Consider the following 17,029-nt stretch of genomic DNA (forward strand, 5'->3'; position numbering starts at 1 on the left):
GCGGATGCGACATCTCTGGAGCTTCCTCGCGGGGTTGGTGGTGGCGCCCGTCACGTGGGTGCTGGTCACCCTCGGGCAGGACGGGTCGGCGGACACCGTCGGCCGTTGGGTCGAGATCGGCACCTCGAACTCGGCCAATCTCATCGAGCCCGCCGTCTACCTCGCCGTCGGCGGGGTCCTGCTCGGTCTGCTCGGCACGCTGCGCACCTCGCCGCTGGGCTGCCTCGTGGCCGGGCTGCTGCTCGTCGCCCCGTACGTGGGGATGTTCGTCGCGCCCTTCGAGGTGCGGGACCGCATCCCCGACGGCTGGAAGGTCTTCGGGGACCCCCTGCCGCTGCACGTGCCGGTCGAGAACGGCACGCTCTTCCTGATCGGCCTGCTGCTGGTCGTGGCCACGTTCAGCGGCCAGCGCTGGCGGCGGTGGCCCCGGCCGGTCACCGAGCCGACGCCGGCGCCCGCCGAGGGGCCGGAGCGCAACGACTTCACGCTTACCGACTGGCCGCCGGCCGAGCCGGCCGATCGGGACACCGCCCCGCCGAGCCTCGGCTACCCGGACGAGACGCCGACGGAGCCGCTGCCGCGCCGCACCGGCGGGGGTTCGCCGTGGTCGGCGCCGCCGCGCGCCACCAACCGCCCGGAAGACGAGACGACGACCGAGATCCGGTGACGCCCCGGCCGCACGCGCGCCGGCCTGCGGGCGGCGGGGGACCGGGATCCGGTGGGGATGCGGGCGGGCCGGACGACCGACCCGCCCGCCGACCGGTCAGCCCTTCAGGAGCTGACGGGCCATCACGATGCGCTGCACCTGGTTGGTGCCCTCGTAGATCTGGGTGATCTTGGCGTCCCGCATCATCCGCTCGACCGGGTAGTCGCGGGTGTAGCCGTAGCCGCCGAGCAGCTGCACCGCGTCGGTGGTGATCTCCATGGCCGCGTCCGAGGCGAAGCACTTGGCCGCCGCGCCGAAGTAGGTCAGGTCGGCGTCGCCGCGCTCGGACTTGCCGGCCGCCGCGTACGTCAGCTGCCGGGCCGCCTCCAGCTTCATGCCCATGTCGGCGAGCATGAACTGCACGCCCTGGAACTCGGCGACCGCCTTGCCGAACTGCCTGCGCTCCTGGACGTACCCCTTGGCGTAGTCGAGCGCGCCCTGGGCGATGCCGAGGGCCTGCGCGGCGATGGTGACCCGCGTGTGGTCCAGGGTCCTCATCGCGGTGCCGAAGCCGGTGCCCTCCGCGCCGATGAGGCGGTCGGCGGGGATCCGGACGTTGTCCAGGTAGACCTCGCGCGTCGGTGAGCCCTTGACGCCGAGCTTCTTCTCCGGCGCGCCGAAGCTCACCCCGGCGTCGGACTTCTCGACCACGAAGGCGGAGATGCCCCGGGACCGGGCCGACGGGTCGGTCACCGCGAAGACCGTGTAGAACTCCGAGATCCCGGCGTTGGTGATCCAGCGCTTCACGCCGTTGAGCACCCAGTGATCGCCGTCACGCACCGCGCGGGTGGTCATCGACGCCGCGTCGCTGCCCGCCTCCGGCTCGGAGAGGCAGTACGAGAACATCGCGTCACCCGCCGCCACCGGGGTCAGGTAACGCCGCTTCAGCTCCTCGGAGCCGGCCAGCAGCAGCGGCATGGTGCCGAGCTTGTTGACCGCCGGGATCAGCGAGGACGAGGCACAGGCCCGCGCCACCTCCTCGATCACGATGGCCGTGGCCAGGGCGTCCGCGCCCGCTCCGCCGTATTCGACGGGGATGTGCGGGGCGTGGAAGTCGGCGGCCCGCAGGGCGTCGTAGGACGCCTTCGGGAACTCGCCGGTCTCGTCGGCCTCGGCGGCGTGCGGCGCCACCTTCGCCGCACAGACCTCACGGACCGCCTCCCGGATCGCCTCGTGTTCCTCGGGCAACCGGTAGACGTCGAACGACTGCTCTGCGGCCATGTCGGCCCCTCCCCTTCACCGCTATCATGCGCAGTCTGTAGCGTCTCCTGACCGCCGACGGCGCAGACTGAAGGATAGCGACAGAGTTCAGGTCATGTTACCGCCGCGTAGCCTCGGACGTGGTGGAGCGCCGACGCCGCCCGGCGACGATGGAAACAGGCAGACGTTAAGGTCCCTCCGGTGCCCGCCCAGGCGCCGCAGCAGAACGCGACGCAACGACGCGACGCCAGCGCGAGCGGAGAAGACAGGCGTGACGATCCCGTACCCGAACACCCAGCCGATGCCCGCCATCGCCGCGGTGACGCCCCCCTCCGGCGCGCAACGACCGCGGGTGACCTTCCTGGGCACCGGCTATCTCGGTGCGACCTACGCCATCTGCTACGCGGAACTCGGCTACGAGGTTCTCGGCTTCGACGTCGACGCCGACAAGATCGCGATGCTCAACGCGGGCGAGGTGCCGATCCACGAGCCCGGCCTCGACGAGCTGCTCAAGCGCAACCTGACGGCCGGGCGGCTGCGGTTCAGCACGGACATCGCCGAGGTCGCCGAGTTCGGTGACGTGCACTTCATCTGCGTCGGCACCCCGCAGCGCGCCGACGGCATGGGCGCCGACCTGTCGTACGTCGAGGCCTCGGTCACCAGCCTGGCCCAGCACCTGACCCGCAAGGCGCTGATCGTCGGCAAGTCGACCGTGCCCGTCGGCACCGCCGAGTGGGTGGAGCAGCTCGTCAGCAAGCACACCCCGGCCGACCTCGGTGTCGAGGTGGCCTGGAGCCCGGAGTTCCTCCAGGAGGGCTTCGCCGTCGACGACGTGCTGCGGCCCAACCGGATCGTCGTGGGCGTCAAGAGCGAGTGGGCCAACGGCATGCTCTACGCCGCCCACAAGGGCGTCTTCGACCTGGCCGCCACGGAGGACCGCGAGGTGCCCCTCGTGGTCACCGACTTCGCCACCGCCGAGCTGGTCAAGGTCGCCGCGAACGCCTTCCTCGCCACCAAGATCTCGTTCATCAACGCGATGGCCGAGGTCTGCGAGGCCTCCGGCGGCGACGTCACCCACCTGGCCCGTGCCATCGGCTTCGACCCGCGCATCGGCAACCGGTTCCTGCAGGCCGGGCTCGGCTTCGGCGGTGCCTGCCTGCCCAAGGACATCCGCGCGTTCCAGGCCCGCGCCCAGGAGCTGGGCGCCGGCGAGGCGCTGCGCTTCCTGCACGAGGTCGACCTGATCAACCTGCGCCGCCGGACCCGGGTGGTCCAGCTCGCCGCCGAGCTGCTCGGCCGCCGCTCCGGGCCCGCCGGGCCCGACCTCTCCGGCACGCGCGTGGCCGTGCTCGGCGCGACCTTCAAGCCCAACACCGACGACGTACGCGACGCGCCGGCGCTCTCCGTCGCCTCGCTGCTGCGCAAGGCCGGCGCCGACGTGCACGTCTACGACCCGCAGGGCATGGAGCGGGCACGCGCGGTGGCGCCCGAACTGGTCTACGAGCCCGGCATCAACGAGGCCGTGACCGGCGCCGACCTGGTCTGCGTGCTCACCGAGTGGGCCGACTTCCGCAACGCCGACCCGGTCGCCCTCGGCGAGCTGGCCGCCGGCCGCAAGGTGGTCGACGGCCGCAACTGCCTCGATTCGGCACTGTGGACGCAGGCCGGCTGGGAGTACCGCGGCATGGGTCGCCCCTGACGATCGACGACCGACGGCCGGTCGCGGAGCACGCTCCGCGACCGGCCGTTCGCCGTCCGCGCGGACGATCTTTGCCCCGGACCCGCCGACAACTGTCGAAATCCGCGCCCACATTGGGCATGCTGCCAAAGTGGTAGTCCACAGTGCGGGTGGAGGGGTGTCGTGGCGACCTTTGAGTGCTCCTCGTGCGGCCGGGAGATCAAACCGGCCGCCAGCTGCCCGCACTGCGGCACGCACCAGCCACAGTGGGTCGAGCACCTGGCGGAGATCGAGCGGTCCATCGCGGAGATGAAGGCACGCGAGGCCGCCATCGCCAGCGAGCAACGCCAGATCGCCGCCAAGATGCAGGCCGCGCTCTTCCAGCGCGACATCCTCGCCCACGCGGGTGAGGAACGTCTCAAGCAGGCCACCCGCCCCCGCCGCGTGCTGCGCCGCAGACCGGACCGCCGGCCGCCCACGGCCGCCACCGGCGCCCCGCCCCGGGTGCCCCGGCAGGGCGCCACGGCCGGTCCCGACGACCCACCCCCGCCGTCGAACGCCACCTGGCTCGACGCCGACGACCCGGAGCATCCGCCGGAGGCGTCCTCCCGCGAGGTGCAGAACATCCCCCTGGGGCTCGGCGCGCTCCTGCTCGGCGTCGCCGCCGTGGTCTTCGCCGCCGTGGCCACCAGCTCGATGGACGCGCTGGCCCGGCTGGGCGTCCTGCTGCTGGCGACCGTGCTGATGCTGCTCGCCCCGCCGGTGCTGGCCCGGCGCGGGCTCACCTCGACCGCCGAGACCATCTCCGCGGTCGGCCTGCTCCTGGTGCCGCTCGCCGGCTACGCGCTGTGGGCGGTGGACCGGATCGGCAACGGCGGCGCCTCGGGCGCGGTCTTCGGCGCGGTCGTCTTCGCCGTCACCGCCGGCGTCTCCTTCGGCTACGCGGGCTGGACGGGGCTGCGCGCGCCCCGGTTCGCCACCGTACTGGCCGCCCAGCCGGTGCTGCCGCTGCTGGCCTACGACCGGATCACCGGCCCCGGCGGCTGGGCGCTGGTGCTGACCGCGGTGGCCCTGCTCGACCTCTGGCTGGCGCGCTCCCCCGTCACCGTGGAGCGACCGGTCCGCCGCGACCTGCCCGAGCCCTCCGCGCCCGCCGCGGCCCCCGCCGCACCCCGGCAGCGCCGCGCCGACGGCCGACCGGAGGGGGCGCCCGAGGAGGCCGGCGAGGTGCTCGACGGCAGTCCACCGGGGCAGGACCGGCTCCCGGCCGCCCGCCCGGTGCCCTGGCTGCGCGAGCTGACCTGGGTGCTGCACGGGGTGGCGGTCGCCCTCGCCCTCGCGTACGCCGTCTCCGCCCTGCTGCGCGCGGGCACCGTGCCGGCCGCGACCGGGGCCGGCACGGTGCTGCTGCTGGCCGCCGCGGTGGGGCTGGCCGGGACACTGGTGCTACGTCGGCCGCCGCTGCCCGACCTCGGCGCCGGGATCTTCACCCTCGCCGTGATCGGCGCGCTGAGCCGGATCGCCTCGGTGGCCTTCCCCGGGCGGGCGCTGCTGCTGATCTCGGCGGTCATCGCGGTCACCGGGCTGGCCGTGCGGGCGGTGCCGGAGGCGGCCCGACGCGGCCCCCAGCTCGCCTCGGCGGTGGCGCTCACCGTCAGCGGGGTGGTGGTGGCCGGGGGTGCCCTGCGCGCCGGCGTCGCCCCCGTCCGGGCCGCGCTGCCGGCCTGGGCCGCCGACCTGGACCGCTACCCGGCCGAGCTGTCGGCGGCCGTGGGCCCGGCCGCCTGGCAGCTCGCCGCGAGCGCCTTCCTGCTGACCGTCGCCGCGGTGCTGGCCCTGCCGCACGAGATCCGCCGGGAGTTCGCCGTGGTCGGCGCGGCGCTGACGGCGCTCGCCGTACCCGCGTCGTTCGGTCTCGGGTGGGCGGTGGCGCCCTGGCCGCTGGTGCTGACGGCCGTCGGCATCGGGGTGGTCGGGCTCTCCGCCCGCACCGAACGCGCGGCGCTGGCGCACGCGGCGACCGCCGCCGGCGTCGGCCTGTTCGGCGCTGGCGCGGGACTCGCCCGGCCGGCGCTGACCGCCGCAGTCCTGCTCACCCTGTTCGCGGCCGGGGTCCTGGTGGCCGTGGCGCCCCGGATGCGACTCGCCCCGGCGGCGGCCGACACCGTCTCGGCCTGGGCGGCCGGGGGCGCGGCGTTCGCGCTACCGGGAGCGGTCGCCGCCTTCGTGGCGGCGACCGTGCCGGTCGACCCGACGCCCACCCCCGCCAGCCTGCGCGAGGTCACCGTCCCGGTGCTCGCGGCCAGTTTCCTGGCGGTCTGCGTCACCCTCGGTCATGCCGCCGTCGTGCAGGTCTCCCAGCGACGCATCCCGACGCCCCTGGCGGTCGGCACGGCCCTCGGCGCGGTCACGGTCACCGCCGCCGCGTTCGGCGCACCGGGTGCCACCGCCGCCGACGCCTGGGTCGGTGGCCTGATCCTCGTCGCCGCCGCCATGGTGGTGTTCGCCGGCCCCATCGACGCCGGCCGACGCTCGGACCTCACCCTGGACGGCTCCGACCTGGCCGCCGCGGCGGTGACCGCCGCCCTGATCGCCACCCTGGCCCGGATCGCGGCCGTCCTCGCCCCCGGCGGGCAGCTCGCCGTCGCCGCCGGACTGGTGCTGGTGGTGGCGGTGGCCGCCCGGGCGATGCCGCAGGAGTGGCGACGCGGCCCGATCCTCGGCATCGCCGTCGGCGGCGTACTGATCGGGCTGTTGGCGGGCTGGAGCGCGCTGCGGGGCGGACTGGGCGTGCTCGCCACCCCGGGGCCGATCTGGGACGGGGACCTGACCGGTTGGCCGGCCGGCCCCACCGGCGGGTCGACCTGGCAGGCCCCGGTCGCGCTGGCCCTGCTCGGCATCGCCGCCGCGGTCCTGCTCCCGCCCCCGTGGAAGTACGACGTGTCGGGCGCGGCCGCCGTGCTCGCCACGATCGGCGCGCCGGCCGCGTTCGACCTGCCGTGGTGGTCGCCCGTCCTGGTCGGTGGCATGGTCGCCACCGTCTTCGGGGCCGCCGCCGTGGCCGCGGTCGACCCCCGCGCCGGCCTGTCCCGGGCGGTCGTGGCCGGAGTCGTCGCCCTGCACGCCGCCGGGGCGGGACTGGTCCGGCCGTGGACCACCGCGCTGGCGCTGGGCAGCATCGCGCTGATCGGCGTCGTCGTGGCGGCCCTGGCCCGGTCGCTGGCCGCACCGCTGGTGGAGGACATCGAGACCGAGGGGATGCCCCCGCATCTCGCCCAGATCGGAGGCGCCGCGGCCGGGGCCGCCCTGCTCGCCTTCCCGGGCGCCGTCGCGGCGCTGGCGGCCGAGTTCGGGCGCGCACCGGAGGTGGTGCTCACGGCCGCGTTGGCCGCGTCGAGCCTGGGCCTGGCGGCGGTGGCCGCCGTCCGACGGCGGATCCCGCAGTACCTTCCCTGGGCGAGCGCGGCGGTGGCCGGGGGTGCCACGGTGAGCGCCCTGGCCGCTGTCCCCACCCACCAGCCCGTCGGGGTCTACGCCGCCGCGGCGGCCCTGCTCGGGGTGCTGGCCGAGCTGGTCCGGGGCGCCACCGAGCCGCCGGTCGGCGCGGCCCAGCCGGTACGACGCTGGGCGGTCCTGCTCGACGGCGCACTTCGGCGGCTGCCGGACGACGGGACACAGCGCCGCTGGCGGGTCAGTCCCGCCGCCGGTGCGCTGGCCGCCGCCGCGCTGCCCACGGTCCTGGCACTGGCCTCGATCGCGCCCGCCCTGGTCGTCGCCCTGGTGGACCCGCACCGCAGCCTCGGCCGGGTCTGGCAGGGCCCACCGCCGGAGCTGCTCGCCCCGCCACCCGAGGCGATCGACCCGACCCACGTGCTGACCGCGCTGCTGCTCACCGCGACCGCCGCGCTGGCCGCCACCGGCTTCAGCGGCGGGCGCCGCAGCCGGGCGGTCCCGGTGGTGCTGCCCGGCGCCGCCGTCACCCTGCTGATCACCCCGGCGTCGCTCGGCAACGGCTGGCCGGCGAGCACCCTGGCCGCGCTGTCCGTGTTCACCATCTCGATGCTGGGCCTGGCGCTCACCCCACCCCCGCCCCTGGTCGAGCGGGCCCGGTCGCTGCGCCTGACCCGGGTGCTCGTCTTCGCCATCGGGCTGGCCGCCGGAAGCGCGGGCCTGGTCGGTGGCCTGGCGACGCGGGAGCTGACCCTGTTCACCCTCGGTGGGGCGGTCGGCGTCGGCACCGTGGCCGCGATCTTCGGCACCACCCAGCGGGCACGCATCCTCGGCTGGCTGTTCGCCTCGCTGACGGCGCAGCTCTTCGTGCTCACCGCCGGTCTGGTGGCCGGTCTCGCGGCCGTCTGGTCCGCGTTCGGCGTGCTGGCGGTCGGCGCGGCCCTGCAGGTGTTCGCCGCCACCCTGCCCCGGCTGCGTCGCCCCGAGGCCCAGCGGGAGGCGGCCACCGTCGAGTGGAGCGGGCACGCCGCCGCCCTGATCGCCCTGGCGCTGGCCTTCGACTCGCCCCGGCACATCGCGGCACTGCTGGCCGCCTGGGGCGCGGTCCTCGGCGTGGCGGCCACCCGACCGGGCCGCCGGCCGGTGGAGCGGCGCATCCTGTTCTGGGCGGTGGTGGTCTGCGAGATCACCGCCTGGTGGATCCTGATGCGGGTCGCCGACGTGGCGCTGCCGGAGGCGTACACGCTGCCCTTCGCGGCGCTGGCCCTGCTCGTCGGCGTGCTGGAGCTGCGGCACCGGCCCGACCTGAGCAGTTGGGTCGCCTACGGGCCCGCCCTGGTCGCCGCGTTCGTACCGACCCTGGCAATCGTGCTGGCCACCGATTCCAGCACGCTGCGCCAGGTGCTGCTGTTGCTCGGTGCCGTGGCCGTACTCGTCTTCGGGTCGATGAGTCAGCAACAGGCGCCGGTGATCGTCGGCGCGGCCGTCACCGCGGTCGCGGCGGTGCACGCGTTGTTCAGCCTGGGACCGTGGCTGGCCCTGATCCCCGTCGGCATCCTGCTGCTGGCGCTGGGCGCGAGCAACGAGCGTCGACGCCGGGCCCAGGAACGCCTCCAGACGGCCCTGCGCGGCATGCGCTGAGCGCGGCGGGAACCGCCCGCCGCCGCTGGCACGCAAGGCGTCGGCGGCGCGTCGCCTGTCGGTGGAGATCTTCCCCGACAGGCGGCGACGGCCGGTCGGGGCGGCGCTGCTCCCGCCGCGGGACACGTCCCTTCCTGCCCCGCAGCCGGCCCGCCACGCAGCCGCCCTGCCATGCACCCGTCCTGCCGCGCAGGACCGGGCCGACATAGCGGTCGGGCCGCCGCAAGGCGGGCCGACACGGCGGTCGGGTAGGCGCAGGCGGCCGGGGTGGGCCGCGCCGGAGGTCAGGCGAGGGAGGCGCGCAGGGCGGCGTCCTTCTCGGCGACCAACTGCTCCAGGTCGGCCTGGTAGGCCGACATACGGTCGAGCAGGGTGCGGTCGGCGGCGGCCAGGATGCGAACGGCGAGCAGGCCGGCGTTGCGGGCGTTGCCGATCGACACGGTGGCCACCGGCACGCCGGCCGGCATCTGCACGATCGAGAGCAGCGAATCCATCCCGTCGAGGTGCTTCAGCGGCACCGGGACGCCGATCACGGGCAGCGGGGTGACCGAGGCGACCATTCCCGGCAGCGCGGCGGCACCGCCCGCCCCGGCAATGATGACCTTGAGGCCCCGGTCGGCCGCGGCGCGTCCGTAGTCGATCATCTTGATCGGCGTACGGTGCGCCGAGACGACCTCGACCTCGTACGGCACCTCGAACTCGTCCAGCGCCTCGGCGGCGGCCTTCATCGTCGGCCAGTCCGAGTCGCTGCCCATGATCAGCCCGACGACGCTCACTGCGTTCTGCCTTTCGTTCGCGACTGCGGGGCTCGCAAGCTCACTCCACGCGCTCACTGGTGCCCCTCGTGCAGCCAGCGGGCGGCCCGCGCGGCCCGTGACCGTACGTCGTCCAGATCGTCACCGAGCACCGTGACGTGCCCGATCTTGCGGCCGGGCCGCACCTGCTTGCCGTAGAGGTGCACCTTGGCACCCGGCTCGGCCGCGAAGAGGTGGTGCAGCCGCTCGTCGATCGACATCCCGCCCGACTCGCCGCCGAGCACGTTCGCCATCACCACGACGGGAGCGGTCAGCGAGGTGTCCCCCATCGGGTAGTCGAGCACCGCCCGCAGGTGCTGCTCGAACTGCGACGTGCGGGCGCCCTCGATGGTCCAGTGCCCGGAGTTGTGCGGCCGCATCGCCAACTCGTTCACCACGAGCCGGCTGCCGGCGGGCGCGTTTCCGTCGGCGACCTCGAACAGCTCCACGGCGAGCAGGCCGACCACGCCGAGCGCGGTGGCCAGGTCGATGGCGAGCTGCTGGGCGGCGACCGCCAGCTCCTCCGGCAGGCCCGGCGCGGGGGCGAGCACCTCGACGCAGATGCCGTCGCGCTGCACGGTCTCCACCACCGGGTACGCGGCGACCTGCCCGAACGGCGAGCGCGCCACCTGCACGGCGAGTTCCCGGCGCAACGGCACCCGCTCCTCGACGATCAGCCGGGTGCCGCCGGCCAGCAGGGTCGTCGCCAGCTCGTCGGCCCGCGCGGCGTCGTCGACCAGCCAGACGCCCCGGCCGTCGTACCCGCCGCGGGCCGCCTTGAGGACCACCGGCCAGCCGGTCTCCTCGCCGAACGCCACCAGGTCGGCGGGCTCGGCGACGGGTCGCCACACCGGGTTCGGTGCGCCCAGCTCGCCGAGCCGCTCCCGCATGACCCGCTTGTCCTGGGCGTGCAGCAGCGCGTCGGCCGGTGGGAAGAGCTTCACGCCCTCGGCGGCCAGCGTGCGGATGTGCTCGGTGGGGACGTGCTCGTGGTCGAAGGTGACCACGTCGCAGGCCTTGGCGAAGGTGCGCAGCGCGGCGAGGTCGGTGTGGTCGCCGTACTGGACGTCGGCGGCGACCAGCGCGGCGCCGTCGTCGGGGGCCAGCGCGAGCACGCGCAGCGACTGGCCGAGGGCGATCGCGGACTGGTGGGTCATCCGGGCCAGCTGGCCACCGCCCACCATGCCGACAACGGGCAGACCGGTACGGGAATCCATAGCGGCGCCAGCCTATCCGGGCGGCCGGACGCCACCGCCGCCGGATGCCCGAACGGACACCGCCGCGACCGCGCGCCTCAGCGCCGGGCGAGCTGGGCGACCAGGTCGTCCACCGCCGTCACCGGCCGCTCGCAGACGAAACCCCGGCAGGCGTACGCGGTGGGCCGCCCGTCGACCATCGGCCGGTCGGCGAGCAACGGCACCCCGGGCTGGCCGGCGCGACCGGCGACGATCACCGCGCCGGGCGGGGCGTGCCGGTGTGCCGCCGTGACCAGGGGGTCCCCGGCCGGGTCGTCGGTGACGACCGCGATCTCGTACGGCCCGGAGAGCAGCGCTTCCCCGACGGTGGCCGCGTAGCCGGTGAAGCGGGCGTGTCGGCCGACGATGGGCGCCACGGTCGACAGGGCCGCCTCGGCGGCCTCCCGGTAGCGGGTCTCGCCGGTCAGCGCCGCGTACGCGACCAGCGCCGCGACGATCGCCGAGCGCCCGGACGGGGTGGCGTTGTCGGTCGGGTCCGCCGGCCGGCTCACCAGCCGCTCGGCGTCGTCGGCGGTGTCGTAGAAGGCGCCACCGGGCGCGGCGAACCGCGCCAACGCGACGTCGAGCAGTTCACCGGCCAGGGTCAGCCAGCGGCCCTCCCCGGTCATCTGGTGCAGGGCGCAGAACGCCTCGGCCACGCAGCCGTGGTCCTCCAGCACGGCCGCCGGCTCGCCGACGACCCCGCCACGCGAGACGCGGCGCAGCCGCCCGGCCACGATGTGCCGGTCGGCCAGCACCTCGCCGATCCGGACCGCCGCGGCGGCGGTGACGGGGTCCCCGGTGAGCGCGGCGTGCTCGACCAGCGCGGTGACCGCGAGCCCGTTCCAGGAGGCGACCACCTTGTCGTCGCGGGCCGGTTGGGGCCGGGTGTCGCGGACCTCGCGCAGCCGGGCCCGGATCCGCTCCCATCGGGCGGCCACCTCTCCGGCGACGTCGTCCACGTCCCGGGCCAGCCGCAGGACGCTCGTGCCGTGCTCGAACGTGCCCTCGTCGGTGACCGCGAACAGGTCGGCGGCGAAGCGGCCGTCGTCCTCCCCCAGCGCCTCGACGAGCTGGGCCGGCGTCCAGGAGTAGGTGAGCCCCTCGACGCCATCGGTGTCGGCGTCGAGGGCGGAGGCCAGGCCGCCCTCGGGGGTGCCCAGGTCGTCGATCATGAAGGCGGCGGTCTCGGCGGCGACGCGGGCGGCCAGGGGATCGCCGGTCAGCCGCCAGAGCTGGGTGTACGTCCGCAGCAGCAGCGCGTTGTCGTAGAGCATCTTCTCGAAGTGCGGCACGGTCCAGTGCCCGTCGACGGAGTAGCGGGCGAAGCCGCCGGCGAGCTGGTCGTAGATGCCGCCCCGGGCCATCGCCTCGCAGGTGTGCCGGGCGATCTCCAGGCTGCGCGGCGAGCCGGTGCGCTGGTGGTGCCGGAGCAGGAACAGCAGGTTCATGTGCGGCGGGAACTTCGGCGCGCCGCCGAACCCCCCGTTCGTGGCGTCGTACTCCCTGGCGAGCTGGTCGGCCGCGGCGTCGAGCAGCGCGGCGTCCAGCGGCGCGGTGGGCCCGCCCACGGCCTGCGCGCCGCCGATCGCCTCGACCACGGCGGCGCCCTGCTGCACGACGGCGTCGCGCTGGTCCCGCCAGGCGGCGGCGACCGACTGGAGCAGCCGGACGAAGTTCGGCCGGGGGAAGTAGGTGCCGCAGAAGAACGGGGTGCCGTCGGGCGTCGCGAAGACGGTCATCGGCCACCCGCCCTGCCCGGTCATCGCCTGGGTGGCGGTCATGTAGACGGCGTCGACGTCGGGGCGTTCCTCGCGGTCCACCTTGACGCAGACGAAGTCGTCGTTCATCAGGGCGCCGACCTGCTCGTGCTCGAACGACTCGTGGGCCATGACGTGGCACCAGTGGCAGGCGGCGTAGCCGACCGAGATGAGCACCGGCACGTCCCGCCGCTTCGCCTCGGCGAACGCCTCGTCGCACCACGGCCACCAGTCGACCGGGTTGTCGGCGTGCTGGAGCAGGTACGGGCTCGTGGCGTCAGCGAGTCGGTTCACCCGACGACCATAACCACCCGGTGACGCGCCCGCCCGCGCACCGGCACGGAAGGGACTCCCCCCAAGACACCTTGATGCATTTCAATCTATGTATGTCTTGCCCACGAGGAGGCCCGTCCATGCGCAGACTTCCACTCCTGTCCGCCCTCGCGGCCGGCACGCTCGCCACGGCGCTGCTCGCCCCCGCCCCCGCCCTCGCGGCGGCCGAGCCGTCCGCCCGGGTCTCGGCGACCACCGGTGTCGGCACCCACAACGCGTACGAGAAGGGCACCTACCCCTACCTCGCCCAGGCGCTCGACGCCCGGCCGGGGCTGGTCGAGCTCGACGTCTGGCCGGACGTCATCGCCCGGCAGTGGCGGGTCAGCCACTCCAACCCGTTCGGCAACGACAACAACTGCGTCGCCGCCACCAGCGCCGCCCAGCTCTACACCGGCACCCGCAACAAGAACCTCGAACACTGCCTGGACGACATCCGGCTCTGGCTGACCGCCCACCCCGACGCCGGGCCGCTGATCCTCAAGCTGGAGCTGAAGACGGGCTTCAGCAGTCGTACGGGCCAGGGGCCGGCACAGCTCGACGCGCTCCTCGCGGCCCGGCTCGGCGACCGCGTCTTCACCCCCGCGCACCTGCGCGGGTCGCACCCCACGCTGGACGCCGCGGCCCGCGCCGACGCCTGGCCGACGCGTCGGCAGCTCGCCGGGAAGGTGATCGTCGAGCTGATCCCCGGCACCGTCGAGGAGGGCAACCCGACCGACACTCTGTGGACCGACGTCGAGTACGCCCGCCACCTCACCGCGCTGGCCGCCGCCGGCACCCTCGCCCGCGCCCAGGCGTTCCCCGCCGTGCACCGGGCCCAGGCCGGCGATCCCCGCTCCCGGTACGCCGACCCCGCCCTGCGTCCCTGGTTCGTGGTCTTCGACGGCGACGCGACGGCGTACGTCACCGGCGGCATCGACACCGCCTGGTACGCCACCCACCACTACCTGCTGGTGATGACCGACGCGCAGAACGTGCCGCCCGCGGTCGGCACCGACCCGGACGCCGCGCACGCCAGGGTGGCCGAGCTGGCCGCCCGCCACGCCAGCATCGCCTCCGCCGACTGGGCCGCCCTCCCGACCGTCGTGGGCACCGTCCTTCCGCGCGCCTGACCCCACCCGTCCGCCCCCGCCTCGTCGGTCGAGGGTTCGCGTCGGTGCGGCGCTCCCGCCTGACGCGAATCCCTCGACCGAGGCGGGGGCGGACGGGTCAGGAGGCGCCGTCGGCGCGCAGCGGGAAGACGTTGGGGCGGGCCCCGTCGAGCAGGGTGCCCAGCACCGCGCCGATCTTGTCGGCGGGCATCGGCTTGAAGAAGTGGTAGCCCTGGGCGGAGGTGCAGCCCAGCTCGGCCAGGGCGAGGCGCTGCTCGGCGGTCTCCACGCCCTCGGCGACCACCCGCAGCCCCAGCTCCTGGGCGAGGCCGACGGTGGTGCGCACGATCGCCGCCGCCTCCGGCGAGTCGGCCATCCGGATCACGAAGGAACGGTCCACCTTGAGTTCGTCCACCGCGATCCGGGTGAGGAACGTCAGCGAGGAGAAGCCCGTGCCGAAGTCGTCGACGGCGAGCTGCACGCCCATCGACCGCAGGGTGGCGAGCACCTCGTCGATGACCTCCAGCTCGCTCATCACCACCGTCTCGGTGATCTCCAGGACCAGCCGGTCCGGCCGCACCTGGTGCCGACGCAGGGCCTCGGCGATCTCGGTGGGCAGGCGGGGGTCGAGCAGGCTACGCGCCGACAGGTTGACCGAGATCGGCACGTCGAGGCCGTCCCGGGCCCAGCCGGCGGCGACGGCCAGCGCCTTGTCCAGCACGTAGCGGGTGAAGGTGCCGAGCTGCTCGCTGTTCTCGACGGGGCGGATGAAGTCGTGCGGCCCGAGCCAGCCCCGGCGCGGGTGCCGCCAGCGGATCAGCGCCTCCACCCCCGTCGGGGCGCCGGTGGTCAGGTCGACCGCCGGCTGCAACGCCAGCACGAGCTGGTCGTCGGTCTTCAGCGCCTCGCGCAGCTCGGCCAGCAGGGCCAGCTGGTCGGTGCTCGCGGCGTCCCGGGTGGAGTCGTACGCGGCGACGCTGCCGCCGCCCTCCTTGGCCTGGTACATGGCGATGTCGGCCCGGCGCAGCAGCTCGGTCAGGTCGGCGGTGCCGGCGTCGGCGACCACCACCCCGACGGAGACCTCGACGGACATCCGCACCCCGGCGACCTCGGTCGGCGCGGCGAGCCGCTCGGCGATCTCGCGGGCCTGCCGCAGCGCGTACGCCATCGGGGCGGCCCGGTCGCCGATCACCGGGACCGACGTCAGCAGCAGGGCGAACTCGTCGCCGCCGAGGCGGGCGAGCAGGTCCCCGGGGCGGGCGAGGGTGCCCAGCCGGTTGGCTGTCAACCGCAGCAACTGGTCGCCGGCGGCGTGCCCGAGGGTGTCGTTGACCTCCTTGAACTGGTCGATGTCGAGCAGCAGCAGCGCGACCGGGTGGTCGTGGGCGAGCTGACGCAGCGCCTGGTCGCCCTTGCTGAGCATCGCCGACCGGTTCACCAGCCCGGTGAGCTGGTCGTGCACCGCCTCGTACGACGAGCGGGCGGTGACCAGTCGCAGCTCCCGGTGGGTCGCGGCGTCGTGCAGGGCGGCGGCGAGTGCGTCGCCGAACGCGGCCACGGCGTCGCGTTCCCGGGCGCTCGGCGGCGCGCAGCGCGGGAACCGGACCCGCAGCTCGCCCACCCGGGCGACCCCGACCGTGAGGGTGCGCACCAGCTCGTGCCGCTCCGACTCGGTCCGGCCGGGCGGCGCGACTTCCCGGTCGACCAGTTGTCCGCCCGGATCGCCCCGGTAGCGCCGCCACCGCCCGTCGCCGCGGGCCACGTCGACGTCGACGAGTTCGGCGTTGAACAGGCTCAGCGCGCCCGTCACGGCGGCGGCGGCGACGCCCCGCTCGTCGAGCTGGTTGAGGGCGGCGGTGGCCTCGGCGAAGGCCCGCCAGGTGCGGCGTTCCTCCTCGGCGCGCAGCCGGTGGCGGTAGGTCTGCTGGAGCAGCCAGAGCGGCGGTGGGAGCAGCAGCAACCAGCGCGCGTCGAGTTCCAGCAGGGCCACCACGACCAGGCCGACGGCCACGTTTCCGACGAACATCAGCAGCTTGCCCCGCAGCGCGGCGAGCAGCGGGGGCCCGAGGGGGACGCCGTGACGCAGCGCCAGGCTGGCACCGCCGAGCCAGGCGGTGGCGAGCAGGTAGGTGACCGAGCCCGCGAGGACGGCCAGGGCCAACGCCGGGGTCGGCGTGGCCAGCAGCGGCTCGCCGAGCACGGCGGTGACCGAGACGGCCAGGGCGGTGGCGGCGGTCAGCGAGGCCGTGATCCGGACGACCTCCAGCACCGGCCGTCGGTCGCCGAGCAGCGACATGGCCGACCAGGCGACGGCGGCGCCGAGGAGCGCGGCGGAGGGGAGCCAGCCGGTCGGCGCCAGGTAGAGGCAGATGATCAGCGCCGCCTCGCCCCAGGTGATGCTCACCATCCCGGCGGCGGTGCGGAACCGCAGCCGGGCCAGCTGGGCGACGGCGAACACGGCGACGGCGAGGCCGAACCGGGCCGGCCCGCCGAGCGGGTCGTCGGCGGGAAGGCGGATCGGCGCGGTCCACCCGAGCCCGGCGGTGACGAGCGCGGTGAGCGCGACGGCGGCGGTGAGCAGGAGCAGCCGCGCGGGGGTGCCGCGGGCTCCGATCCGGTCGGTCGACTCGCCGGCACTGCCGGAGGTCACCGGGCCGCCCCGCCCGCGGGCCGCTCGCCGGTACGACGGGCTGCCGTAGGTGTGGTGGTCATCGGCGCCCCCTCCCGCGCACGGCTCGGGAACTCTTGGTCCCCCGGCGAGAGGCTAAGGCAAACCCGGTGGCCGCAACAGGGGGCGCTGGCCGGGTTCGACGTGAATCACCGGCGGACTAGCCGTTGCGACGCTGCTGACGCCCGGTCGGGACGGCGGTGGATGAATCATGCGCCCGCGCGCCTTCTGTCGGATCGACGACTGCCGCGTCCGCCTGGTCGGGGGTCGCCTGCTGGCCCTGCTCGGAGAACCGGTCGGGCAGTCGGCGCAGCCGGGAGTTCATGTTGCGGATCAGCAGGACGGTGGCGGTGGCCAGAACGAGGATGAGGAAGAGGCCCATCGGCCCGGCCAGGCCACCCGTGCGGGTGTCCCCGAAGTTGTTCTGGGCCAGCACCTGTGCGGCGGTCAGCATGGCGTTCCTCCGTTGTGCGGTA

General features: G+C 75.0%; 10 protein-coding genes. 4 read left to right on the forward strand and 6 right to left on the reverse strand.

All coding sequences use genetic code 11. The features are described from left to right. Positions 1-4: 4 nt before the first annotated feature. Positions 5-667, forward strand: coding sequence for a hypothetical protein (locus tag V6U77_RS22560; protein WP_334608596.1), 663 nt, complete (start codon positions 5-7; stop codon positions 665-667). A gap of 96 nt (positions 668-763) precedes the next feature. On the opposite strand, the gene V6U77_RS22565 is transcribed toward V6U77_RS22560, so the two are convergent. Further along, positions 764-1,927: an acyl-CoA dehydrogenase family protein gene (locus tag V6U77_RS22565; protein WP_334608598.1), complete on the reverse strand. Its 1,164-nt coding sequence runs from the start codon at positions 1,925-1,927 to the stop codon at positions 764-766. A gap of 250 nt (positions 1,928-2,177) precedes the next feature. Here V6U77_RS22565 and V6U77_RS22570 point away from each other — a divergent pair, with 250 nt between their 5' ends. Together V6U77_RS22570 and V6U77_RS22575 are read left to right on the forward strand one after the other, a co-directional pair. Beyond that, positions 2,178-3,605: a UDP-glucose dehydrogenase family protein gene (locus V6U77_RS22570; protein ID WP_334608599.1), complete on the forward strand. Its 1,428-nt coding sequence runs from the start codon at positions 2,178-2,180 to the stop codon at positions 3,603-3,605. A gap of 162 nt (positions 3,606-3,767) precedes the next feature. Next, complete coding sequence (locus tag V6U77_RS22575; protein ID WP_334608600.1) at positions 3,768-8,675, forward strand: SCO7613 C-terminal domain-containing membrane protein; 4,908 nt, start codon at positions 3,768-3,770, stop codon at positions 8,673-8,675. 284 nt (positions 8,676-8,959) lie between these two features. Here the strand turns inward: V6U77_RS22575 and purE are convergent, their stop codons facing one another. From purE to V6U77_RS22590, 3 genes are all read right to left on the reverse strand, one after another. Next, entirely contained in the window at positions 8,960-9,451 is a 492-nt protein-coding gene (gene purE, locus V6U77_RS22580; protein ID WP_334608601.1) for a 5-(carboxyamino)imidazole ribonucleotide mutase, read from the reverse strand. A gap of 53 nt (positions 9,452-9,504) precedes the next feature. Further along, on the reverse strand, positions 9,505-10,686 hold the full coding sequence (locus tag V6U77_RS22585; RefSeq protein ID WP_334608602.1) for a 5-(carboxyamino)imidazole ribonucleotide synthase: 1,182 nt from the start codon (positions 10,684-10,686) through the stop codon (positions 9,505-9,507). A gap of 77 nt (positions 10,687-10,763) precedes the next feature. Further along, a complete protein-coding gene (locus V6U77_RS22590; protein ID WP_334608603.1) occupies positions 10,764-12,758 on the reverse strand; it encodes a thioredoxin domain-containing protein in 1,995 nt (664 codons plus the stop codon). 119 nt (positions 12,759-12,877) lie between these two features. On the opposite strand from V6U77_RS22590, the gene V6U77_RS22595 reads away from it, so the two are divergent. After that, on the forward strand, positions 12,878-13,906 hold the full coding sequence (locus tag V6U77_RS22595; RefSeq protein WP_334608604.1) for a phosphatidylinositol-specific phospholipase C domain-containing protein: 1,029 nt from the start codon (positions 12,878-12,880) through the stop codon (positions 13,904-13,906). A gap of 97 nt (positions 13,907-14,003) precedes the next feature. On the opposite strand, the gene V6U77_RS22600 is transcribed toward V6U77_RS22595, so the two are convergent. Then, positions 14,004-16,499 carry a putative bifunctional diguanylate cyclase/phosphodiesterase gene (locus V6U77_RS22600; RefSeq protein ID WP_334608630.1) on the reverse strand — a complete coding sequence of 832 codons (2,496 nt, stop codon included), beginning with the start codon at positions 16,497-16,499 and terminating at the stop codon, positions 14,004-14,006. A gap of 214 nt (positions 16,500-16,713) precedes the next feature. After that, entirely contained in the window at positions 16,714-17,007 is a 294-nt protein-coding gene (locus V6U77_RS22605) for a hypothetical protein (RefSeq protein WP_334608605.1), read from the reverse strand. Between the last annotated feature and the right edge of the window lie 22 nt (positions 17,008-17,029).

Origin of the sequence: Micromonospora sp. CPCC 205546, from assembly GCF_036902715.1 — a bacterium.
GTDB lineage: Bacteria > Actinomycetota > Actinomycetes > Mycobacteriales > Micromonosporaceae > Micromonospora.